We start from the raw sequence: 20,267 nt of genomic DNA, 5'->3' as shown, positions 1-20,267 counted from the left end.
GGAAGATCGGCAGCGGCATCAGGGTCGGCGTCTCGTCGGACGCGTAACCGAACATCAGGCCCTGGTCGCCGGCGCCCTGCCGGTCCAGCTCGTCCTCGTCACCCTCGACCCGCGACTCGTAGGCCGTGTCGACGCCCTGCGCGATGTCCGGGGACTGCGCGCCGATCGACACCGACACGCCGCAGGAGGCGCCGTCGAAGCCCTTCTTCGAGGAGTCGTAGCCGATCTCCAGGATCTTGCTGCGGACCAGGGTCGCGATGTCCGCGTACGCCTTGGTCGTGACCTCGCCGGCCACATGCACCAGGCCGGTGGTGATCAGCGTCTCGACGGCGACCCGGGAGGTCGGGTCCTCGCGCAGAAGCGCGTCGAGAATGGTGTCGCTGATCTGGTCAGCGATCTTGTCGGGGTGACCCTCGGTCACGGACTCCGAGGTGAACAGGCGACGGGACACAACGCTCCCTGTGGTTGCAGCGGCTGCTGGCTGATCATTGGCGGACCACGGCGGGAGCTGCGCCCGGCGTCGTCCGACAACAGTTTATCGGTCGTGCTCGGCCATCGGGCCACCTGTCTCGCCTCTCGGGAGCGCTGTGACCTGCGGCACGGGCATTCTGCACAATGCCGAGCGGCCTTGGCCAGGGCCGCCACGCGACATCGTCGTACGGAAAGAGCGGTCGAACGGCCGAATCAAATGTGCCCGGACGGGGGAACCCGATCAGCCCAGTCGCGTCGCCACGAGGTCCCAGACGATGTCCGCGAGGGCCTCTTTCGGGCCGTGCGGTACGGGGGTCTCGCTGCCGTCGGCGCCCAGCACCAGGGCCTCGTTCTCCTCCGAACCGAAGGTCTTGCGCTCCCCCACCTCGTTGACGACGAGGAGATCGCAGCCCTTGCGGGCGAGCTTGGTACGGCCGTTGGCGAGGACGTCGTCGGTCTCCGCGGCGAAGCCGACGACGACCTGTCCGAGGCGGGGACGGTCGGCCGAGATCTCCGCGAGGATGTCCGGATTCCGCACCAGGACGACCGGGTCGGGCTCCTGGCCGTCCTTCTTCTTGATCTTTCCGGAGGCGTAGTTCGCGGGGCGGAAGTCGGCGACGGCGGCGGCCATGACCACGGCGTCGGCGTCCGCTGCCGCCTTCAGAACCGCCTCGCGCAGCTGGACCGCGGTGCCCACCGGAACGACGTCGACGCCGGCCGGGTCGGGCAGGCCGGTGTTGGCCGCGATCAGGGTCACCCGGGCGCCGCGGGCCGCGGCTGTGCGGGCGAGGGCGTAGCCCTGCTTGCCGGAGGAGCGGTTGCCGAGGAAGCGGACCGGGTCGAGGGGCTCGCGCGTGCCGCCGGCCGAGACGACGACATGGCGGCCCTCGAGGTCGGGCTCGGTGACGCCACGGGCCAGCACCCGGCGGCAGACCTCGAAGATCTCCACGGGGTCGGGCAGCCGGCCCTTGCCGGTGTCGACACCGGTGAGGCGGCCGACCGCGGGCTCGATGACGACAGCACCGCGGCGGCGCAGCGTGGCCACGTTCTCCTGGGTGGCGGGGTGCTCCCACATCTCGGTGTGCATGGCCGGGGCGAAGACGACCGGACAGCGAGCGGTCAGGAGCGTGTTGGTCAGCAGGTCGTCGGCGAGGCCGTGGGCGGCCTTGGCGAGCATGTCGGCGGTCGCCGGGGCGACGACGACGAGCTCGGCGTGCTGGCCGATACGGACGTGCGGGACCTCGTGGACGTCGTCCCAGACCTCGGTGGAGACGGGGTTGCCGGACAGGGCGGACCAGGTGGCGGCGCCGACGAACTGCAGCGCGGAGGAGGTGGGCACCACGCGCACGTCGTGGCCCGACTCCGTGAACCTTCTCAGCAGCTCGCACGCCTTGTACGCGGCGATCCCGCCACTGACCCCCAGAACGACCTTGGGCTTGTCCACCGTCTCTCCCCGGCTCGGCAACGTACGGGACCATCACACACCACAGGCCCGGCAGAAGCGCTGCCGGGCCTGTGGATAAAGCAACTGCGATCTGAAAGTACTACTGCACCGGGCCCTCGATGGCCTCGGAGGTCAGCAGGCCGGCGTTGATCTCCCGCAGGGCGATCGAGAGCGGCTTCTCGTGGACGTGGGTGTCGACGAGCGGACCGACGTACTCGAGGAGGCCCTCGCCGAGCTGCGAGTAGTACGCGTTGATCTGGCGGGCACGCTTGGCCGCGTAGATCACGAGGCTGTACTTCGAGTCGGTGGCCTCGAGGAGCTCGTCGATCGGCGGGTTGATGATGCCCTCGGGCGCGGTGATGGAAGAGGACACGCTCTACCTTCCGATGGGTGGGAAAGAATCAGTCGGTGTGACCGGTCTGCGCACACAGCGTGCAGCGGTCACGATCACACAACGTCCATCAAGGCTAGCAGCTCGCTCGCCACGTCCTCGACGGAGGTGTTGACCAAGGTCACGTCGAACTCCGGCTCCGCCGCCAGCTCGGTCCTCGCCGCCTCCAGGCGACGCTCGATGACCTCGGGCGGTTCGGTCCCCCGCCCGGTGAGCCTGCGCACCAGCTCCTCCCAGGAGGGCGGAGCCAGGAACACCAGCTGGGCGTCGGACATCGACTCGCGGACCTGCCGGGCACCCTGGAGGTCGATCTCCAGCAGCACGGGCTCGCCGTTCTCCAGCCGCTCCAGCACGGCCGTGCGGGGCGTGCCGTAGCGGTTACCGGCGAACTCGGCCCACTCCAGCAGCTCACCGTTGGCGATCAGCTTGTCCATCTCCTCGTCGGTGACGAAGAAGTAGTGGACTCCGTGCTGCTCACCGGGGCGCGGCTTGCGGGTGGTCGCCGACACCGAGAGCCAGACCTCGGGGTGTTCCTTGCGCATATGGGCGACGACCGTGCTCTTGCCGACCCCCGAAGGGCCGGAGAGCACGGTCAGCCGCGGACGTTCACTCATGCAGCGATTATTCCAGCAATCCCGGGGTGCCCGGGACGCCCGGTCCGGCAGGCGCCGGACTCAGGAGCCGGTGCTGCCGAACTCACGCTCCAGGGACGCGATCTGGTTGGACCCGAGACCGCGCACGCGGCGGCTCTCGGAGATGCCCAGACGCTCCATGATCTGCTTGGCGCGGACCTTGCCCACGCCCGGCAGGGACTCGAGCAGCGCGGAGACCTTCATCTTGCCGATGACGTCGTTCTCCTGGCCCTGCTTGATGACCTCGTGCAGGGAGGCGCCGGAGTGCTTGAGTCGATTCTTGACCTCGGCCCGCTCCCGGCGAGCCGCGGCGGCCTTTTCGAGCGCGGCTGCGCGCTGTTCAGGGGTAAGGGGCGGAAGAGCCACGCCTACGTCACCTCGGATGTCGAACTGTCGGATACGGACCGGTGAGGAACCTAGTCGCCCCACACCTGGGGAGCTACGAGCAACACGCTGCCCGTTCTCCCCCACTGCCTTGACGGCGTGGGAGGTGCCCCCACTGCTCGGAGACTAGCGGGCAAGTCCGCCAGAGTCAGCGAGAACAGCGGAAAAGTACTGGTCAGCCGCCGCCAGGACGGACATTTCAGACATACTGCCCTCGATTTGAGGATGTATTCACACTCAAGTCGCCCTGGTGACGTCCGCCGGAGCGCCCGCCGGAGATCTCAGCCGTCGCCGAGGGCGGCCCGGATCTCCTCCGCGAAGCGTTCCGTGGCTGCACGCAGCGCCGCGACGTCGGGACCGTGCCGCAGCACACCCCGGCTGACGTTCGGAACGACGTTGCGCAGCGCGGAGCCGAAGACCTTGGGAAGGTCGGCCGGTGTCGCCCCCTGCGCACCGACACCGGGCGCGAGGAGCGGGCCGTTGATGTCGAGGTCGTACGACGACAGGTCGCCCACCGTGGCGCCGACGACCGCCCCGAAGGAGCCCAGCGGCTCCTCGCCCGCGTTCTCGGCGGCCAGGTGGGCCAGCATGGTCGCGCCCACGGTGCGGCCGTCGGCGCGGACCGCGTGCTGGACCTCCGGCCCCTCCGGGTTCGAGGTGAGGGCCAGGACGAACAACCCGGCACCGCTCTCCCGGGCCAGTGCGACGGCCGGGCTGAGCGAGCCGTAGCCGAGGTAGGGCGAGACGGTCAGGGCGTCGGAGAACAGCGGGGCGTCCTTGTGCAGGAAGGCCTCCGCGTACCCGGCCATGGTCGAGCCGATGTCGCCGCGCTTGGCGTCCGTCACGACCAGGGTGCCGGCCGCGCGGGCCTCCTGGACCGCCTTCTCCAGGACGGCGATGCCGCGCGAGCCGAACCGCTCGAAGAAGGCGCTCTGCGGCTTCATGACGGCGACCCGGTCGGCCACCGCCTCGACGACCGTGCGGCTGAACCGCTCCAGACCGGCCACGTCGTCGTTCAGGCCCCACTCGGCGAGCAGGGAGGCGTGCGGGTCGAGGCCGACGCACAGCGGGCCGCGCTCGTCCATGGCGCGGCGCAGACGGGCGCCGAAGGGTTCGAGAGCACTCATGCGGTCTTCCTCACGTCGGCGCCGACCGCGTCGGCGAGGGTGGCGTACGGGCTGGTGCGCAGGCGCGCGGCGAGGCCCTTGTGGAGGGCGCGGGACCAGAAGGGGCCCTCGTAGATGAAGGCGCTGTACCCCTGGACCAGCGTGGCACCGGCCAGGATGCGCTGCCAGGCGTCCTCGGCGGTCTCGATGCCGCCGACACCCACCAGGGTGATCCGGTCGCCCACGCGCGCGTACAGGCGGCGCAGGACCTCCAGGGAGCGTGCCTTCAGGGGGGCACCGGAGAGCCCGCCGGTCTCCTTCACGAGCTTGGGTTCGGATGTCAGACCGAGGCCGTCGCGCGCGATGGTGGTGTTGGTGGCGATGATGCCGTCCAGGCCCAGCTCCACGGCCAGGTCGGCGACCGCGTCGATGTCCTCGTCCGCGAGGTCGGGCGCGATCTTCACCAGCAGCGGGACACGCCGGTTGGCGACCGTACGGTCGGCGGCCTCGCGTACGGCACTCAGGAGGGGGCGCAGGTGGTCCACCGCCTGCAGGTTGCGCAGGCCGGGCGTGTTCGGTGAGGAGACGTTCACGACCAGATAGTCGGCGTACGCTGCCAGCCGCTCGGCCGACTTCACGTAGTCGCCGACGGCCTCCGCCTCCGGGACGGCCTTGGTCTTGCCGATGTTGACGCCGACGACCGTCCTGAAGACGGGTTCGCGGGTGGCGAGGCGCGCCGCGACCGTCAGGGATCCGTCGTTGTTGAAGCCCATGCGGTTGATCAACGCCCGGTCGGCGACGAGCCGGAACAGCCGCTTCTTGGGGTTGCCGGGCTGGGCCTCACCGGTGACCGTGCCGATCTCGACGTGGTCGAAGCCGAGCATCGACATGCCGTCGATGGCGACGGCGTTCTTGTCGAAGCCCGCGGCCAGCCCGAAGGGACCGTGCATGCGCAGCCCGAAGGCCTCCGTGCGCAGCTCCTTGTAGCGGGGCGCGAGCGCGGCCGCGACGAAGGTGCGCAGCACGGGGATGCGGGCGGCGAGGCGGATCCAGCGGAAGGCCAGGTGGTGGGCCTGCTCCGGGTCCATCCGTTTGAAAACCAGACGGAAGAAAAGCTTGTACATCTCGGAAGTCCTCAGGGTCCTCATGAAGATCAGGAGTCCTCATGAAGAGGGGGACACCGTTTCCGGTGTCCCCCTCGGGGCTGCTAGTCGCGGGCCGCGGTCAGGTGTTCCGCGTGTTCCTGGAGCGAGCGGACGCCCACGTCACCGTGGTTGAGGGCGTCGATGCCCTGGACGGCCGCCGCGAGCGCCTGGACGGTCGTCAGGCACGGCACGGAGCGGGCCACCGCGGCCGTACGGATGTCGTAGCCGTCGAGGCGGCCGCCGGTGCCGTACGGGGTGTTGACGATGAGGTCGACCTCGCCGTCGTGGATGAGCTGGACGATGGTCTTCTCGCCGTTCGGACCGGTGCCCTCGGACTGCTTGCGCACGACCGTGGCGTTGATGCCGTTGCGCTTGAGGACCTCGGCCGTGCCGGAGGTGGCGAGCAGCTCGAAGCCGTGCGCGACCAGCTCACGCGCCGGGAAGATCATCGAGCGCTTGTCGCGGTTGGCGACCGAGATGAACGCGCGGCCCTTGGTGGGCAGCGGGCCGTAGGCGCCCGCCTGCGACTTGGCGTACGCCGTGCCGAAGACGGAGTCGATGCCCATGACCTCGCCGGTGGAGCGCATCTCCGGGCCGAGGATGGTGTCGACGCCGCGGCCCTGGATGTCGCGGAAGCGCGACCACGGCATGACGGCTTCCTTGACGGAGATCGGCGCGTCCAGCGGCAGCTCGCCGCCGTCGCCGGTCTGCGGCAGCAGGCCCTCGGCGCGCAGCTCGGCGATGGTCGCGCCGAGCGAGATCCGGGCGGCGGCCTTGGCCAGGGGCACCGCGGTCGCCTTCGAGGTGAAGGGGACCGTACGGGAGGCGCGCGGGTTGGCCTCCAGGACGTAGAGGATGTCGCCCGCCATCGCGAACTGGATGTTGATCAGGCCGCGCACGCCGACGCCCTTCGCGATCGCCTCCGTCGAGGCCCGCAGGCGCTTGATGTCGAAGCCGCCCAGGGTGATCGGGGGCAGGGCGCACGCCGAGTCGCCGGAGTGGATGCCGGCCTCCTCGATGTGCTCCATGACGCCGCCGAGGTACAGCTCCTCGCCGTCGTACAGGGCGTCGACGTCGATCTCGATGGCGTCGTCCAGGAAGCGGTCGACGAGGACCGGCCGGGAGGGGCTGATCTCGGTCGACTCGGCGATGTAGGAGGCCAGGCGGGTCTCGTCGTAGACGATCTCCATGCCGCGCCCGCCGAGGACGTAGGACGGCCGGACGAGGACCGGGTAGCCGATCTCGTCGGCGATCGCCTTGGCGCCGGCGAAGGTGGTGGCCGTGCCGTGCTTGGGAGCGGGCAGGCCGGCCTCGGCGAGGACCTGGCCGAAGGCGCCGCGGTCCTCGGCGGCGTGGATCGCCTCGGGCGGGGTGCCCACGATCGGCACCCCGTTGTCCTTGAGGGCCTGTGCGAGGCCCAGCGGGGTCTGGCCGCCCAGCTGCACGACCACACCCGCGATCGGGCCGGCGAGGGACTCCGCGTGGACGATCTCCAGCACGTCCTCGAGCGTCAGCGGCTCGAAGTACAGGCGGTCGGAGGTGTCGTAGTCCGTGGAGACGGTCTCCGGGTTGCAGTTGACCATCACGGTCTCGTACCCGGCGTCGGACAGCGCGAAGGAGGCGTGGACGCAGGAGTAGTCGAACTCGATGCCCTGGCCGATGCGGTTGGGGCCGGAGCCCAGGATGATCACCGCGGGCTTCTCGCGCTGCGCGACCTCGGTCTCCTCGTCGTAGGAGGAGTAGAAGTACGGCGTCTTGGCGGCGAACTCGGCGGCACAGGTGTCGACCGTCTTGTAGACCGGGCGGATGCCGAGGGCGTGCCGGACCTCGCGGACGACGTCCTCGCGCAGGCCGCGGATCTCGCCGATCTGCTGGTCGGAGAAGCCGTGCCGCTTGGCCTCGGCGAGCAGCTCGCGGGTCAGCTCCGGCGCCTCGGCCAGCTCGTCCGCGGTCTCCTTGATCAGGAAGAGCTGGTCCACGAACCAGGGGTCGATCTTCGTGTACTCGAAGACCTCCTCGGGCGTGGCGCCCGCGCGGATGGCCTGCATGACCGTGTTGATCCGGCCGTCGGTGGGGCGTACGGCCTCGCTCAGCAGCGCGTCCTTGTCGCCGGGCTCGCCGACGAAGGTGAACTGGCTGCCCTTCTTCTCCAGCGAGCGCAGCGCCTTCTGGAAGGCCTCGGTGAAGTTGCGGCCGATGGCCATGGCCTCGCCGACCGACTTCATCGTGGTGGTGAGGGTGCTGTCGGCCTGCGGGAACTTCTCGAAGGCGAAGCGCGGGGCCTTGACGACCACGTAGTCGAGCGTGGGCTCGAAGGAGGCCGGGGTCTCCTTCGTGATGTCGTTCGGGATCTCGTCGAGGGTGTAGCCGACGGCGAGCTTGGCGGCGATCTTGGCGATGGGGAAGCCGGTGGCCTTGGAGGCGAGCGCCGAGGAACGCGAGACGCGCGGGTTCATCTCGATGACGATGACGCGGCCGTCCTCGGGGTTCACCGCGAACTGGATGTTGCAGCCGCCGGTGTCGACGCCGACCTCGCGGATGACGGCGATGCCGATGTCCCGCAGGATCTGGTACTCGCGGTCGGTCAGCGTCATCGCCGGGGCGACGGTGATCGAGTCACCGGTGTGCACACCCATCGGGTCGAAGTTCTCGATGGAGCAGACGACCACGACGTTGTCGTGCTTGTCACGCATCAGCTCCAGCTCGTACTCCTTCCAGCCGAGGATGGACTCCTCCAGGAGCACCTCGGTGGTCGGCGACAGCGTCAGGCCCTGGCCGGCGATACGACGCAGTTCCTCCTCGTCGTGCGCGAAGCCGGAACCGGCGCCGCCCATGGTGAAGGAGGGGCGGACCACGACCGGGTAGCCGCCGAGCGTCTCGACGCCGCCCAGGACGTCGTCCATGGTGTGGCAGATGACCGAGCGGGCGGACTCGCCGTGCCCGATCTTCGCGTTGACGGCCTCGACCACGCCCTTGAACAGGTCACGGTCCTCGCCCTTGTGGATCGCCTCCGGCTTCGCGCCGATCAGCTCCACACCGTACTTGTCCAGCACACCGTTCTCGTGCAGCGAGATGGCGGTGTTCAGGGCCGTCTGACCACCCAGAGTGGGCAGCAGCGCGTCGGGGCGCTCCTTGGCGATGATCTTCTCGACGAACTCCGGGGTGATCGGCTCGACGTAGGTGGCGTCGGCGATCTCCGGGTCCGTCATGATCGTCGCCGGATTGGAGTTGACCAGGACCACCCGCAGACCCTCGGCCCGCAGAATCCGGCACGCCTGAGTGCCGGAGTAGTCGAACTCGGCGGCCTGGCCGATGACGATCGGGCCGGAGCCGATGACCAGGACGGACTGGATATCGGTGCGCTTAGGCACGCTGGCCCTCCATCAGGGATACGAAGCGGTCGAACAGGTAGGCGGCGTCGTGCGGGCCCGCTGCCGCTTCGGGGTGGTACTGGACGGAGAAGGCCGGCTGGTCCAGCAGCTGCAGCCCCTCCACGACGTTGTCGTTCAGACAGACGTGCGAGACCTCGGCGCGGCCGAACTTCGTCTCGCTGACCTGGTCGAGCGGCGCGTCCACGGCGAAGCCGTGGTTGTGCGCGGTGACCTCGACCTTGCCGGTCGTACGGTCCTGCACCGGCTGGTTGATGCCCCGGTGGCCGTACTTCAGCTTGTAGGTGCCGAAGCCGAGGGCGCGGCCGAGGATCTGGTTGCCGAAGCAGATGCCGAACAGCGGTGTCCTGCGCGCCAGGACGGCGGTCATCAGGGCGACCGGACCGTCGGCGGTGGCCGGGTCACCGGGTCCGTTGGAGAAGAAGACGCCGTCCGGGTCGACCGCGTAGATGTCCTCCGGCGTGGCCGTCGCAGGCAGCACGTGCACCTCGATGCCGCGCTCGGCCATGCGGTGCGGGGTCATGCCCTTGATGCCGAGGTCGATCGCGGCGACGGTGAACCTCTTCTCGCCGATCGCCGGGACGACGTACGCCTCCTTCGTCGCGACCTCCTCGTAGAGGCTCGCGCCCTTCATGTGCGGCTGGGCCTGCACGCGCTCGACCAGCTCGGTCTCGGGGGCGATCACCTCCCCGGAGAAGATGCCGGCACGCATCGAACCTCGCTCGCGCAGGTGGCGGGTGAGGGCGCGGGTGTCGATCCCGGAGATGCCGACCACGCCCTGCGCGACCAGCTCGTCGTCCAGGGAGCGCTTGGCGCGCCAGTTGGACGGCACGCGCGCGGGGTCGCGCACGACGTAGCCGGAGACCCAGATGCGGCGCGACTCGTCGTCCTCGTCGTTCCAGCCGGTGTTGCCGATCTGCGGGGCGGTCGCGACGACGATCTGGCGGTCGTACGACGGGTCGGTCAGGGTCTCCTGGTAGCCGGTCATGCCGGTGGAGAACACGGCCTCGCCGAAGGTCTCCCCCACGGCCCCGTAGGCGCGGCCGCGGAAGGTGCGGCCGTCCTCCAGGACGAGTACGGCGGGAACCTTGGCAGCTCCCCTGGTGGAGGTCGTCATCGTGCGCCTTCCGTGTTGTTGATCATCTGGTTCAGGGTGTCGACCCATTCGGTGTGCTCGGCCGCGCGGTCGGACCGGAAGCCGGAGTCGATCAGCTTGTCGCCGTGCTCCCAGGTCACCACCAGCAGTCCGCCCTCGGTGAGGACCTTGCCGGCGATGCCCTTGTCCAGCCGGGCCTCGCGCAGCGCGGCGACGGGGACGAAGAAGTCGGTCGCCCCGGGGCGTACGACCTCCAGGCCCGCGTCCGTGAGGGTCAGCTCGGCGCGGCTGCGGGTGCCGAGGCCGTGGGCCACGATGCGGTCCAGCCACTGCCCGGCGGTGGTCGAGCCGTGGTAACGGCCGCTCATCGTCAGTCTGGCCGCACCGGGCTCGTCCGGCGCGCTGGGCAGCTCGGGCAGGTCGCCCTGGAGCGTGCCGCGCCACTTCCAGCCCTCGCGCATCAGCCAGTAGATGAGCGCGACGAAGAGGGCGAGGCCGACGAGCCAGCCGATGCGGGCTCCCCAGTGGGTGACCTCGGCCGACTTCTCCGCCTCGGCCAGCAGGATTACAGGTGTCACGTGAGCTTCCCGTCGACGAGCGTCGCCTTGCCCCGCAGCCACGTGTGGGTGACACGGCCCGGCAGCGCGCGTCCCTCGTACGGGGTGTTGCGGCTGCGCGAGGCGAAGCCTGCGGGGTCCACCTGCCCACGGTATTCCGTGTCCACCAGGGTGAGGTTGGCGGGCTCACCAACCGAGACGGGACGGCCGTGGCCCTTGGCCTGGCCGATCCGCGCGGGCTTGACGGACATGCGGTCGGCGACGCCGGCCCAGTCCAGCAGGCCGGTGTCGACCATGGTCTCCTGGACCACCGAGAGCGCGGTCTCCAGGCCGACCATGCCCATGGCGGCCGCGGCCCACTCGCAGTCCTTGTCCTCGTGCGGGTGCGGGGCGTGGTCGGTGGCGACGATGTCGATCGTGCCGTCGGCGAGCGCCTCACGCAGGGCGTGCACGTCGCGCTCGGTGCGCAGCGGCGGGTTGACCTTGTAGACCGGGTTGTACGTGCGCACCATCTCGTCCGTCAGGAGCAGGTGGTGCGGGGTCACCTCGGCGGTGACGTCGATGCCGCGGGACTTGGCCCAGCGGACGATCTCGACGGACCCCGCGGTCGACAGGTGGCAGATGTGCACGCGGGAGCCGACGTGCTCGGCGAGCAGTACGTCCCGCGCGATGATCGACTCCTCGGCGACGGCCGGCCAGCCGCCCAGGCCCAGCTCCGCGGAGACGACACCCTCGTTCATCTGGGCGCCCTCGGTGAGCCGCGGCTCCTGCGCGTGCTGCGCGACGACACCGCCGAAGGCCTTCACGTACTCCAGGGCGCGGCGCATGATCACGGCGTCGTCCACGCACTTGCCGTCGTCGGAGAAGACGGTGACCCCGGCGGCCGACTCGTGCATGGCGCCCAGCTCGGCGAGCTTCCTGCCCTCCAGGCCGACGGTGACGGCGCCGATGGGCTGGACGTCGCAGTAGCCGTGCTCCTGGCCGAGCCGGTAGACCTGCTCGACCACACCGGCGGTGTCGGCGACCGGGAAGGTGTTGGCCATGGCGAACACGGCCGTGAAGCCGCCGCTCGCCGCCGCCCGCGTACCGGTGAGCACGGTCTCCGAGTCCTCGCGGCCCGGCTCGCGCAGGTGGGTGTGCAGGTCGACCAGGCCCGGCAGCAGCACCTTGCCGCCGGCCTCGACCACCTCGGCGCCCTCGGCGCTGAGGGCCGTACCCACCTCGGCGATGGTCTCGCCGTCGATCAGTACGTCCTGCGGTTCGCCGCCGAGCACCTTCGCACCACGGATCAGGATCTTGCTCATGGGTCTTACTTCTCCTCGTTGGTGCGGGCGTGGGCGACGGCGGGTTCGTTGCCGCCGAGCAGCAGGTACAGGACGGCCATCCGGATGGAGACTCCGTTCGCGACCTGCTCGACGACGGTGCAGCGGTCGGAGTCGGCGACCTCGGCGGTGATCTCCATGCCGCGGACCATCGGGCCGGGGTGCATCACGATGGCGTGCTCGGGCATCTTCGCCATGCGCTCGCCGTCGAGGCCGTAGCGCCGCGAGTACTCGCGCTCGGTCGGGAAGAAGGCGGCGTTCATGCGCTCCCGCTGGACGCGGAGCATCATCACCGCGTCGGACTTGGGCAGCGTGCTGTCGAGGTCGTACGACACCTCGCACGGCCAGGTCCCGACGCCGACCGGCACCAGGGTGGGCGGGGCGACGAGGGTGACCTCGGCGCCGAGGGTGTGCAGCAGGTCGACGTTGGAGCGGGCGACCCGGCTGTGCAGGACGTCGCCGACGATGGTGATCCGCTTGCCGGCCAGGTCCTGGCCGAGGCCGGCGTCCCGGCCGACCAGGCGGCGGCGCATGGTGAAGGCGTCGAGCAGGGCCTGCGTGGGGTGCTGGTGGGTCCCGTCGCCGGCGTTGATGACGGCGGCGTCGATCCAGCCGGAGTTGGCCAGGCGGTACGGGGCTCCGGAGGCGCCGTGCCGGATGACGACGGCGTCGACACCCATGGCCTCCAGGGTCTGGGCGGTGTCCTTCAGGGACTCGCCCTTGGAGACGCTCGACCCCTTGGCGGTGAAGTTGATGACGTCCGCGGACAGGCGCTTCTCGGCGGCCTCGAAGGAGATCCGGGTGCGGGTCGAGTCCTCGAAGAAGAGGTTGACGATCGTGCGGCCGCGCAGGGTCGGCAGCTTCTTGATCGGCCGGTCGGCGACCCGGGCCATCTCCTCGGCGGTGTCGAGGATCAGGACGGCGTCGTCGCGGGTGAGATCGGCGGCCGAGATGAGATGACGCTGCATCTGTCAGGCTCCGTAAGGCAGTTCATTCGGGAGGATTAGGGCAAACCGTGCGCGTGTCGGCACGCCGAAGCGGCCGTGCGCGCCTGACTTGCTACTGGTCGCCCGGCTTCACACCGAGCAGCACGGTGTCGCGACCGTCCTCCTCGGCGAGCTGGACCTTGACCGTCTCCCGCAGCGACGTGGGGAGGTTCTTGCCGACGTAGTCGGCGCGGATGGGCAGTTCGCGGTGGCCGCGGTCGACCAGGACCGCGAGCTGCACCGCGCGCGGGCGCCCGATGTCGTTCAGGGCGTCGAGGGCGGCGCGGATGGTGCGGCCCGAGAAGAGCACGTCGTCGACGAGGACGACCAGACGGCCGTCGATGCCGTCACCGGGGATCTCGGTGCGGGCCAGCGCACGCGGCGGGTGCATGCGCAGGTCGTCGCGGTACATGGTGATGTCGAGCGAGCCGACGGGGACCTTGCGGTCGGTGATCTGCTCCAGCTTGGCGGCGAGCCGCTGGGCCAGGTATACCCCGCGGGTCGGGATGCCGAGGAGCACCACGTCGTCGGCGCCCTTGGCGCGCTCGACGATCTCGTGGGCGATACGGGTCAGCACCCGCGCGATGTCGGGACCTTCGAGTACGGGCCGCGCATCGGACGCATACGGGTTGGCGTGCGAGTCCATACGAAACGGACCTCCTTCTCCGCCTCACGGGACGGACCTTAAAGGACGTCGGATTTGCGCCATCCACCGTAGCAGGTCCCAGGCGGCCCTCGATCACCCGGTTGGCGTAATCGGCCGCCGCTACCACGGAAGAGTCGGTGTGGACCATTCGGCTTGACGCATGAGAGTCACGCTGCGTAACCTCACAGTGAGTTACCAGCCGCGCGGCGGGAAACACAGCCGACCGCGTCGACACAGTGTCCGGGGAGCCATATGTCCAGCGAATACGCCAAACAGCTCGGGGCCAAGCTCCGGGCCATCCGCACCCAGCAGGGCCTTTCCCTCCACGGTGTCGAGGAGAAGTCCCAGGGTCGCTGGAAGGCCGTGGTGGTCGGTTCGTACGAGCGCGGTGACCGTGCCGTGACCGTGCAGCGCCTCGCCGAACTGGCCGATTTCTATGGCGTTCCGGTCCAGGAGCTTCTGCCCGGCACCACGCCGGGCGGCGCGGCCGAGCCGCCGCCGAAGCTCGTCCTGGACCTGGAGCGGCTGGCCACCGTGCCGGCCGAGAAGGCCGGCCCCCTCCAGCGCTACGCGGCGACGATCCAGTCCCAGCGCGGCGACTACAACGGCAAGGTGCTGTCGATCCGCCAGGATGACCTGCGCACACTCGCCGTCATCTACGACCAGTCCCCCTCGGTTCTCACCGAGCAGCTGATCAGCTGGGGTGTCCTGGACGCGGACGCGCGCCGCGCGGTGGCCACCCACGAGGAGAGCTGACCTCGCCACCGACTCAGCAGAAACGTGCCGCCGGGGTGGCCGGAACTGTACGGTTCCGGCCACCCCGGCGGCTTTCTGCGCGCCTTTCAGGGGGCGGACGTACGGATACGCCGGAGGGCCCGCAGCGCGACCGCTGCGGGCCCTCCGGCGTATCGTCGTACCGGCTTACGCCTCGTCCCGGCGCAGCGACGGCTTCAGTTCCTTGAGACGGCCGAGCAGGCCGTTCACGAACGAGGGCGACTCGTCCGTGGAGAACTCCTTCGCCAGCTGCACCATCTCGTCCAGGACGACGGCGTCCGGGGTCTCGTCCACCCAGATCAGCTCGTAGGCACCCAGGCGCAGGATGTTGCGGTCGACGACCGGCATCCGGTCGAGCGTCCAGCCCACCGCGTACTGGGCGATCAGCTCGTCGATGCGCCGCGCGTGCTCCGCGTAGCCCTCGACCAGCTGCATCGTGTACTCGCTCACCGGCGGCTGCCGGGTGTCGGCCCGGGAGAGCCGGATCCAGTCCGCGAGGACCGTCAGGACGTCGGCTCCGCGCTGGTCGCCCTCGAAGAGGATCTGGAAGGCACGCTTGCGGGCCGTGTTGCGAGCAGCCACGGTTAGCTGTTCACCCGGCCGAGGTAGTCGCTCGTACGGGTGTCGACCTTGATCTTCTCACCGGTGGTGATGAAGAGCGGGACCTGGATCTGGTGGCCGGTCTCCAGGGTGGCGGGCTTGGTGCCACCGGTGGAGCGGTCACCCTGCAGGCCCGGCTCGGTCTCCTGGACGACGAGCTCGACGGCGGCCGGCAGCTCGACGAAGAGCACCTCGCCCTCGTGCTGCGCGACGGTGGCCGTGAAGCCCTCGATGAGGAAGTTGGCGGCGTCGCCGACGGCCTTGCGGTCGACCATGAGCTGGTCGTAGGTCTCCATGTCCATGAAGACGAAGTACTCGCCGTCCATGTACGAGAACTGCATGTCGCGCTTGTCGACAGTGGCAGTCTCGACCTTGACGCCGGCGTTGAAGGTCTTGTCGACGACCTTGCCCGAGAGCACGTTCTTGAGCTTGGTGCGCACGAAGGCCGGGCCCTTGCCGGGCTTGACGTGCTGGAACTCGACGACGGACCAGAGCTGGCCGCCTTCGAGCTTGAGCACAAGGCCGTTCTTGAGGTCGTTCGTGGAAGCCACGGTTGCGGAATCTCCTGGACTGACGTGGACGACCCCGGCGCACGCACCTGCCTAGAGTGCGAGCAGTTCCTTGGTCGTGATGGTGAGTAGCTCGGGTCCGCCGTCCGCCTCGGGGCGTACGACGAGCGTGTCATCGATCCGGACGCCGCCCCGGCCCGGGAGGTGGACCCCCGGTTCGACGGTGACCGGCACGCAAGCGTCCAGTTTACCCATTGCCGCGGGCGCCAGCTGCGGGTCCTCGTCGATTTCGAGTCCCACGCCGTGTCCCGTCAGCGGTGGCAGTGCCTCCGCATAGCCCGCGGAGTCCAGTACCTGACGCGCCGCGCGGTCCACCTCGCGGTAGGCGGCACCGGGCGCCAGGGACTCGCGTCCGGCCCGCTGAGCGGCGAAGACCAGGTCGTACAGCTCGATCTGCCAGTCGGCGGGCGAGGTACCGATGACGAAAGTACGGCCGATCTCGCAGCGGTAGCCGCGGTAGGTGGCGCCCAGGCAGACCGAGAGAAAGTCGCCCTCCTCCACCCGGCGGTCGGTGGGGCGGTGACCACGGCGGCCGGAGTGCGGGCCGGTGGCCACGGAGGTCGCGAAGGCCGGCCCGTCGGCACCGTGGTCGACCAGGCGCCGCTCCAGCTCCAGCGCGAGGTGCCGCTCGGTGCGGCCGACCAGGATGGACTCCAGCAGCTCGCCGAGGGCCTGGTCGGCGATCTCGGCACCGATGCGGAGGCAGGAGATCTCCTCCTCGTCCTTGACGACCCTGAGCTGCTCGACTGCTGCGCCGAGATCGGCGAGGCGCAGCCCCGGGGCGACGGAGGAGACGGCCCGGTGGCGAGCGACGGTGAGGTGGTGTTCCTCGACCGCGAGGGAATCGGCCCCCTGTGCCGCGCCGAGACCGGCTGCCGCGACCACGGGGTCCCCGCCGGTCGAGGACAGGACGTGCAGCCTCAGGGCCTCGTCGGGACGGCCCTCGGTCGGCCGGTCTTCCAGTGGGCCGGCGCAGACCAGCAGGTCGTCGCTCCTGCCGAGCAGCAGTACGGCGCCCTGCGGGGCGGCTCCGGCGAGATAGCGCACGTTGGCGGGGCGCGAGACGAGCGCTGCCGCGGTGCCGGCCGCGTTGCAGCGTTCCCTGAGCTGGGCCCGACGGGTCGCGTACACCTCTGACATGAGACGAGCGTAGGAGTTTTGCCCGGGTTGTGCCGGTTGGTGGGGGCCGAGTGGGGTCGGTGGGGGTGGTGCGGTTGTTTGCCGGGTGCGGGTGGGGGGCTTGTCGCGCAGTTCCCCGCACCCCTTCAGGTGGGGACACGCCCCCCTGCCTACCAGCTCGGTGGGCTCGCGATCGCTCGCGCCAGGACGTCGTCCAGGACCCTGGCCGTCCCCGGAATGTCCAGCTGGGAGTTGTCGATGATCGGGAGGCCCGAGCCGTACCAGCCGGCCATGCGGCCGTGGATGCGGGCGACCTCCTCGTCGGTGAGGCGGCGGTTGCCGCTGCGCTCGGCGTTGCGCTCCAGGACGATGTCGAGGCCCGGGAGGAGGACGACGGGGAGCAGGCCCGGGCCGACATGACGCTTCCAGCCGCCGAGGCCCACGACGGGGCGGTCCGGGAAGACGGCGTCGTCGAGGATGCAGGAGATCCCGTTGGCCAGGAAGTTCCTGGCGGCGAAGCCGCAGGTGCGGCGGGCCAGGCGGTACTGGGCCTCGGAGTTGTCGTTCCACCCGGACTGCGGGTTCGCGTAGCCCGAGCGGACCCATTCGCGCACGTCGTCCAGGCTGATGTGGGCGGTGGGCACCCGGCGGCGGTCCGCCCAGTACTTGGCCACGCTCGTCTTGCCCGCGCCCGCGGGGCCGATCAGCAGCACGGCGAGCGTGGTGGCCGTCGGGTCGGGGACGGCGGCCGCAGCCGGCGGCGCGGTGGGCACACCGACGGGGCCGCCGGGGGGCAGCGGCACGTGGCCGGTGGTGTCGGGCGGCGGCGGGGCGGGGGCGTGCTGCGGGGGTGCGGGCGGCACGGGACCGGAAAGGGGTGCGGGCGGCACCGGACCGGACGGGGGTGCGGGTGGCATGGGGCCGGATGGGGGCGCGGATCCCGCTCCGGCTCCCGGGAAGCCGGGTGGCGGCGGGGGCGCGGGTGCGGGACCCTGCGGGGCTCCCGGGTGGTGTGCGGCCGGCGCCCAGCCGGCGTGCGGTCCCTGCCCCGGCTGGTGGGGCGGCGGCAGCGGAGACCCCACTGCGTGCTGCATCCGTTGCCACTCCGTCTCGTACACACATTCGGCGCTGGAAGGCGGGTACGGAGCCCGCTCCCTACCGAACGGTACCGCCCCCGGCCGTCGTTTGGTGAAACGACCGGGGGCGGTCCGAAGTGCCCGGCCCGGAAGGGGAATCGGACGGAAGGAACAGCGGGGTACTTACTGGCCCACTTCTCCGTAGGCGGCGAGGAGGACGGCCGGGTCCGGGCCCTCCAGGACGGTCGGCTTGGCGAGCCCGTCGAGCACGATGAAGCGCAGCAGGTCGCCGCGGGACTTCTTGTCGACCTTCATCGTCTCCAGCAGCTTGGGCCACTGGTCGTAGCGGTAGTGCAGCGGGAGGCCGACCGATTCGAGGACGGTGCGGTGGCGGTCCGCCGTCGCCTCGTCCAAACGGCCCGCCAGACGGCCCAGTTCGGCGGCGAAGTGCATGCCGACGGCGACCGCCGCGCCGTGCCGCCACTTGTACCGCTCGTTCTTCTCGATCGCGTGGCCGAGCGTGTGGCCGTAGTTCAGGATCTCCCGCAGACCGGATTCCCTCAGGTCGGAGGAGACGACCTCGGCCTTGACCCGGATCGAGCGCTCGATCAGCTCGGCGGTGTGCGGGCCCGCCGGGGTGCGGGCGGCCTCGGGGTCGGCCTCGATCAGGTCCAGGATCGCCGGGTCGGCGATGAAGCCGGCCTTGATGACCTCCGCCAGCCCGGAGACGTAGTCGTTGACCGGGAGGGAGTCCAGCGCGGCCAGATCGCACAGCACACCGGCCGGCGGGTGGAACGCACCCACGAGGTTCTTGCCCTCGGCGGTGTTGATGCCCGTCTTGCCGCCGACCGCCGCGTCCACCATGGCGAGGACCGTGGTGGGGATGGCGATCCAGCGCACGCCGCGCAGCCAGGTGGCGGCCACGAAGCCGGCGAGGTCGGTGGTGGCACCGCCGCCGACGCCGACGATGACGTCGGTGCGGGTGAAGCCGGACTGGCCCAGGGCCTTCCAGCAGTAGGCGGCGACCTCGGCGGTCTTGGCCTCCTCCGCGTTGGGCACCTGGATGGCGACCGCCTCGAAGCCCTGCTCGGCCAGGTCGGCACGCAGCGCGTCACCGGTGTCGGCCAGCGCCTCGGGGTGGATCACCGCGACCCGCTTGGCCTTCGGCCCGATCAGCCCGGGCAGCTCGCCCAGGAGTTGCCGGCCGACGAGCACCTCGTACGGGTCGGTACCCGCGGTGCCTGCGACCTGGATCCGGGTGACTGCCTCGCTCATGCTTCCTTCAACTCCAGTGCGTCCAGGGCGACTTGGGCGACTTCTTCGGGCGTGCGGCCGTCAGTGGACACAACGGCCGTGGCGACCTCCTCGTACAGGTGCCGCCGGGCCTCCATCAGCTCGCGCCACTGCTTGCGGGGGTTGACCGCGAGGAGTGGGCGGGCCGCGTTGAGGCCGGTGCGCTTGACCGCCTCCTCGACGTCCATGGAGAGGTAGACCACCCGGTGCCCGGCGAGCAGCGCTCGGGTGTCCGCGTCGAGGATGGCTCCGCCGCCGAGCGCGAGGACGCCCTCGTGCTCGGCGAGCGCGGCCTGCACCGCCCGCTTCTCGGTCGCGCGAAAGGCAGGTTCCCCGTCGTCGACGAAGATCTCGGCGATGGTCCGGCCCTCGGCGGCGACGATGTCGTCGTCCGTGTCCCGGTAACCGGTACCCAGCCGCTCGGCCAGCAGTTGCCCGACCGTGGACTTGCCCACGCCCATCGGCCCGACCAGTACGACCGCAGGCATCGCGGTCACCGGATCTGGAGGTTGTCGAGGTACGACTGCACGTTGCGGCGGGTCTCGGGCACGCTGTCGCCGCCGAACTTCTCCGCGACCGCGTCAGCCAGGACCAGCGCCACCATCGCCTCGGCGACGATGCCGGCCGCCGGGACGGCGCACACGTCCGAACGCTGGTGGTGGGCCTGGGCGGCCTCGCCGGTGGCGACGTCGATGGTCTGCAGGGCGCGGGGCACGGTTGCGATCGGCTTCATCGCGGCGCGGACGCGCAGCAGCTCGCCGGTGGTCAGGCCGCCCTCGGTGCCGCCGGAGCGACCGGTGGCCCGCTTGATGCCGTCGGCGCTCGTGAGGATCTCGTCGTGCGCCTTCGAGCCCGGCACCCGGGCCAGCTCGAAGCCGTCGCCGACCTCGACACCCTTGATCGCCTGGATGCCCATGAGTGCGGCGGCCAGCCGGGCGTCCAGGCGCCGGTCCCAGTGCACGTGCGAGCCCAGGCCGACCGGCACGCCGTAGGCCAGTACCTCGACCACACCACCTAGGGTGTCGCCGTCCTTGTGAGCCTGGTCGATCTCCGCGACCATCGCCTTCGACGCGTCCGCGTCCAGACAGCGCACCGGATCCGCGTCCAACTGCTCCACGTCGGCCGGGGTCGGGTAGACGCCGTAGGGCGCCTTGGCGGAGGCCAGTTCCACGACGTGGGAGACGATCTCGATACCGGCCGTCTCCTTCAGGTACGACCGTGCGACCGCACCGAGCGCCACACGCGCCGCCGTCTCACGGGCCGAGGC

21 protein-coding genes are annotated in these 20,267 nt (G+C 70.5%); 1 reads left to right on the top strand and 20 read right to left on the bottom strand.

Features of this window, described 5'->3' with window-relative positions:
* The 13 genes from ABZ471_RS42380 to pyrR all read right to left on the bottom strand — a co-directional run.
* A partial coding sequence (locus tag ABZ471_RS42380; RefSeq protein ID WP_359074397.1) for an S-adenosylmethionine synthetase N-terminal domain-containing protein occupies positions 1-451 on the bottom strand: 451 nt, incomplete at its 3' end.
* A gap of 261 nt (positions 452-712) precedes the next feature.
* Complete coding sequence (coaBC, locus tag ABZ471_RS42375) at positions 713-1,915, bottom strand: bifunctional phosphopantothenoylcysteine decarboxylase/phosphopantothenate--cysteine ligase CoaBC (RefSeq protein WP_359074395.1); 1,203 nt, start codon at positions 1,913-1,915, stop codon at positions 713-715.
* Between the two features lie 100 nt (positions 1,916-2,015).
* Positions 2,016-2,288, bottom strand: coding sequence for a DNA-directed RNA polymerase subunit omega (gene rpoZ, locus ABZ471_RS42370; RefSeq protein WP_030810584.1), 273 nt, complete (start codon positions 2,286-2,288; stop codon positions 2,016-2,018).
* Between the two features lie 74 nt (positions 2,289-2,362).
* Positions 2,363-2,920, bottom strand: a complete 558-nt coding sequence (gene gmk, locus ABZ471_RS42365) for a guanylate kinase (protein WP_359074392.1) — start codon at positions 2,918-2,920, stop codon at positions 2,363-2,365.
* Between the two features lie 60 nt (positions 2,921-2,980).
* Positions 2,981-3,304 (bottom strand): integration host factor, encoded by a 324-nt coding sequence (locus ABZ471_RS42360; protein ID WP_003977346.1) that lies wholly within the window; start codon positions 3,302-3,304, stop codon positions 2,981-2,983.
* 299 nt (positions 3,305-3,603) lie between these two features.
* On the bottom strand, positions 3,604-4,449 hold the full coding sequence (pyrF, locus tag ABZ471_RS42355) for an orotidine-5'-phosphate decarboxylase (protein ID WP_359074390.1): 846 nt from the start codon (positions 4,447-4,449) through the stop codon (positions 3,604-3,606).
* A complete protein-coding gene (locus ABZ471_RS42350) occupies positions 4,446-5,552 on the bottom strand; it encodes a quinone-dependent dihydroorotate dehydrogenase (protein WP_359074388.1) in 1,107 nt (368 codons plus the stop codon). The genes pyrF and ABZ471_RS42350 overlap by 4 nt, the downstream gene beginning before the upstream one ends.
* An 83-nt stretch (positions 5,553-5,635) precedes the next feature.
* Complete coding sequence (gene carB, locus ABZ471_RS42345; RefSeq protein ID WP_359074387.1) at positions 5,636-8,944, bottom strand: carbamoyl-phosphate synthase large subunit; 3,309 nt, start codon at positions 8,942-8,944, stop codon at positions 5,636-5,638.
* Entirely contained in the window at positions 8,937-10,079 is a 1,143-nt protein-coding gene (gene carA / locus ABZ471_RS42340; protein WP_359074386.1) for a glutamine-hydrolyzing carbamoyl-phosphate synthase small subunit, read from the bottom strand. The genes carB and carA overlap by 8 nt, the downstream gene beginning before the upstream one ends.
* Positions 10,076-10,636: a hypothetical protein gene (locus ABZ471_RS42335; protein WP_359074384.1), complete on the bottom strand. Its 561-nt coding sequence runs from the start codon at positions 10,634-10,636 to the stop codon at positions 10,076-10,078. The genes carA and ABZ471_RS42335 overlap by 4 nt, the downstream gene beginning before the upstream one ends.
* On the bottom strand, positions 10,633-11,919 hold the full coding sequence (locus tag ABZ471_RS42330) for a dihydroorotase (protein ID WP_359074382.1): 1,287 nt from the start codon (positions 11,917-11,919) through the stop codon (positions 10,633-10,635). The genes ABZ471_RS42335 and ABZ471_RS42330 overlap by 4 nt, the downstream gene beginning before the upstream one ends.
* A gap of 5 nt (positions 11,920-11,924) precedes the next feature.
* A complete protein-coding gene (locus ABZ471_RS42325) occupies positions 11,925-12,905 on the bottom strand; it encodes an aspartate carbamoyltransferase catalytic subunit (RefSeq protein WP_359074381.1) in 981 nt (326 codons plus the stop codon).
* 91 nt (positions 12,906-12,996) lie between these two features.
* Entirely contained in the window at positions 12,997-13,569 is a 573-nt protein-coding gene (pyrR, locus tag ABZ471_RS42320; RefSeq protein ID WP_359074380.1) for a bifunctional pyr operon transcriptional regulator/uracil phosphoribosyltransferase PyrR, read from the bottom strand.
* A 252-nt stretch (positions 13,570-13,821) separates the two neighbouring features.
* Between pyrR and bldD the strand changes: the two genes are divergently transcribed.
* Entirely contained in the window at positions 13,822-14,325 is a 504-nt protein-coding gene (gene bldD / locus ABZ471_RS42315; RefSeq protein ID WP_086170636.1) for a transcriptional regulator BldD, read from the top strand.
* Positions 14,326-14,490: 165 nt separating this feature from the next.
* Here the strand turns inward: bldD and nusB are convergent, their stop codons facing one another.
* From nusB to aroC, 7 genes are all read right to left on the bottom strand, one after another.
* Positions 14,491-14,925, bottom strand: a complete 435-nt coding sequence (gene nusB / locus ABZ471_RS42310; protein ID WP_359074378.1) for a transcription antitermination factor NusB — start codon at positions 14,923-14,925, stop codon at positions 14,491-14,493.
* A 2-nt stretch (positions 14,926-14,927) separates the two neighbouring features.
* The gene (gene efp / locus ABZ471_RS42305; RefSeq protein ID WP_020117452.1) at positions 14,928-15,494 is read right to left on the bottom strand and encodes an elongation factor P; all 567 of its coding nucleotides are present in this window, start codon (positions 15,492-15,494) and stop codon (positions 14,928-14,930) included.
* A 51-nt stretch (positions 15,495-15,545) separates the two neighbouring features.
* Positions 15,546-16,652, bottom strand: coding sequence for an aminopeptidase P family protein (locus ABZ471_RS42300; RefSeq protein ID WP_359074376.1), 1,107 nt, complete (start codon positions 16,650-16,652; stop codon positions 15,546-15,548).
* Between the two features lie 149 nt (positions 16,653-16,801).
* Positions 16,802-17,725 (bottom strand): Pro-rich N-terminal domain-containing protein, encoded by a 924-nt coding sequence (locus ABZ471_RS42295; protein ID WP_359074375.1) that lies wholly within the window; start codon positions 17,723-17,725, stop codon positions 16,802-16,804.
* Between the two features lie 165 nt (positions 17,726-17,890).
* A complete protein-coding gene (gene aroB / locus ABZ471_RS42290) occupies positions 17,891-18,982 on the bottom strand; it encodes a 3-dehydroquinate synthase (protein WP_359074374.1) in 1,092 nt (363 codons plus the stop codon).
* Positions 18,979-19,488 (bottom strand): shikimate kinase, encoded by a 510-nt coding sequence (locus tag ABZ471_RS42285; protein WP_359074398.1) that lies wholly within the window; start codon positions 19,486-19,488, stop codon positions 18,979-18,981. The genes aroB and ABZ471_RS42285 overlap by 4 nt, the downstream gene beginning before the upstream one ends.
* A gap of 5 nt (positions 19,489-19,493) precedes the next feature.
* On the bottom strand, positions 19,494-20,267 hold a 774-nt coding region (gene aroC / locus ABZ471_RS42280), incomplete at its 5' end, for a chorismate synthase (RefSeq protein WP_359074372.1).

The sequence above is a fragment of the Streptomyces sp. NPDC005728 genome (genome assembly GCF_040630895.1).
Taxonomy (GTDB): Bacteria; Actinomycetota; Actinomycetes; order Streptomycetales; family Streptomycetaceae; genus Streptomyces.
This window is presented reverse-complemented; position numbering and strand designations above follow the sequence as displayed.

Coding starts and splice junctions, on each gene's coding strand:
- pyrR (WP_359074380.1), bottom strand. CDS start 13,569: ATGGACTCGCACGCCAACCCGTATGCGTCCGATGCGCGGCCCGTACTC.
- ABZ471_RS42350 (WP_359074388.1), bottom strand. CDS start 5,552: ATGTACAAGCTTTTCTTCCGTCTGGTTTTCAAACGGATGGACCCGGAG.
- bldD (WP_086170636.1), top strand. CDS start 13,822: ATGTCCAGCGAATACGCCAAACAGCTCGGGGCCAAGCTCCGGGCCATC.
- ABZ471_RS42330 (WP_359074382.1), bottom strand. CDS start 11,919: ATGAGCAAGATCCTGATCCGTGGTGCGAAGGTGCTCGGCGGCGAACCG.
- pyrF (WP_359074390.1), bottom strand. CDS start 4,449: ATGAGTGCTCTCGAACCCTTCGGCGCCCGTCTGCGCCGCGCCATGGAC.
- gmk (WP_359074392.1), bottom strand. CDS start 2,920: ATGAGTGAACGTCCGCGGCTGACCGTGCTCTCCGGCCCTTCGGGGGTC.
- ABZ471_RS42285 (WP_359074398.1), bottom strand. CDS start 19,488: ATGCCTGCGGTCGTACTGGTCGGGCCGATGGGCGTGGGCAAGTCCACG.
- carA (WP_359074386.1), bottom strand. CDS start 10,079: ATGACGACCTCCACCAGGGGAGCTGCCAAGGTTCCCGCCGTACTCGTC.
- ABZ471_RS42300 (WP_359074376.1), bottom strand. CDS start 16,652: ATGTCAGAGGTGTACGCGACCCGTCGGGCCCAGCTCAGGGAACGCTGC.
- ABZ471_RS42295 (WP_359074375.1), bottom strand. CDS start 17,725: ATGCAGCACGCAGTGGGGTCTCCGCTGCCGCCGCCCCACCAGCCGGGG.
- aroB (WP_359074374.1), bottom strand. CDS start 18,982: ATGAGCGAGGCAGTCACCCGGATCCAGGTCGCAGGCACCGCGGGTACC.
- ABZ471_RS42325 (WP_359074381.1), bottom strand. CDS start 12,905: ATGCAGCGTCATCTCATCTCGGCCGCCGATCTCACCCGCGACGACGCC.